The sequence below is a fragment of the Corallococcus sp. CA049B genome, assembly GCF_003611685.1.
In the GTDB taxonomy this organism is placed as follows: Bacteria; Myxococcota; Myxococcia; order Myxococcales; family Myxococcaceae; genus Corallococcus; species Corallococcus coralloides.
Genome location: NZ_RAWC01000442.1, coordinates 1 through 1,544, shown reverse-complemented (window position 1 = coordinate 1,544; position 1,544 = coordinate 1). Strand labels below are relative to the sequence as shown.

The 1,544-nt window shown below is 71.6% G+C and carries 1 protein-coding gene; it reads right to left on the bottom strand.

Translation table 11 applies throughout. From position 1 onward, the window contains the following. Positions 1 to 1,544 (bottom strand): amino acid adenylation domain-containing protein (locus D7W82_RS39580; protein WP_120623174.1); only part of this gene is annotated, 1,544 nt, incomplete at both ends.

Sequence of the window (1,544 nt, the reverse complement as noted above, 5' to 3'; positions counted from 1 at the left end):
GAGGGCAGCGCCTTGCGGTCCACCTTGCCGTTGGGCGTCAGCGGCAGGGCGGGCAGGGTGACGAAGGCGGACGGCACCATGTACTCCGGCAGGTGCCGGCGCAGGTGCTCGCGCAGTCCTTCCGTGTCGCCGTCCGTCACCACGTAGGCCACGAGCCGCGCGTCGCCCGGCACGTCCTCGCGCACCAGGGCCAGCGCGTCACTGACGCCCGCGTGCGTGCGCAGTGTGGCTTCGACTTCGCCCAACTCGATGCGGTAGCCGCGCAGCTTCACCTGGAAGTCCAGGCGGCCCATGAACTCCAGCGTCCCGTCCGGCCTCCAGCGGCCCTTGTCGCCCGTGCGGTAGAGGCGCGCTCCGGGCTCCGCGCTGAACGGATCCGGCACGAAGCGCTCGGCCGTCAGGTCCGGCCGGCCCAGGTAGCCGCGGGTGACGCTCTCGCCGGAGAAGCACAACTCTCCCGGCGTGCCGAAGGGCACCAGGCGCTGCCTGGAGTCCAGCACGTACGCGTTCAGGTTCGCCACGGGCCGGCCGATGAAGGGCTCCGCGCGGAGGCTCCCCTGGATGGTGACGCCCGCCGTGCAGACCGTGCACTCCGTGGGGCCGTAGCCGTTGAAGACGCGCGTGCGGTCCGTCGCGGCCAGCTTCCTCCACGACTCCGCGTCCAGCGCGTCGCCTCCCATCATCACGAGGGGCGGCACCCAGTCCCGCTCCAGCATCCCTGCCGCCAGGAGCGGCTTGAGCTGCGCGGGCGTGCAGTCGAACGAGTCGATGCGGTGCTGCTCCAGCCACGCGAGCATCGCCTCTGGATCCACGCGCAGCGCGTCCGGGACGATGTGGAGACAGTGCCCGTCGATGAGCTGCACCACGCGGTCCATCACCGCGTCGAAGTACAGCGGCGCGTTGACGCTGACGCGCTGTCCACGCGGCTGGCCCGCGTAGAAGGCGCGGATGAAGGCCCGGTGCATGTTGAGGATGGTGCGGTGTTGCACCATCACGCCCTTCGGCTTGCCCGTGGAGCCGGACGTGTACAGCACGTACGCCAGGTGCTCCGGCCCCGTCAGGACGGGCAGGGGCTCATGCGAGAGAGCGCCCAGGCCGGTCTGCTCGACATCCAGCCACACCTCGTGGACGCCGTAGGGGCTCCAGTCCCCGCAGGCGGCTTCGGTCGTGACGAGCACGGCCGCGCCGCTGTCCTTCAACACGAAGTCCCTGCGCGCTGGCGGGGCTCCGGGGTCCATCGGGACGAAGGCACCACCGGCCTTGAGCACCGCGAGGAGCGCCACGAGGGCCTCCACCGAACGCTCCAGGCACAGCGCCACCTTCACCTCCGGCCCCACGCCCAGCGAGCGCAGCCGCCACGCGAGCTGGTTGGCCCTCGTGTCGAGCTGCCGGTACGTCAACGCCGTCTCCCCGAACACCACGGCCGGGGCATCCGGGGTGCGCGCCACCTGCCGCTCGATGAGGCCGTGCAGCGTGGCGTCCCGTTCGAAGTCCACCAGCTCGCCGCTGCCCACGCGCACCAGCCGCACCAGCTCCTCCGGCGA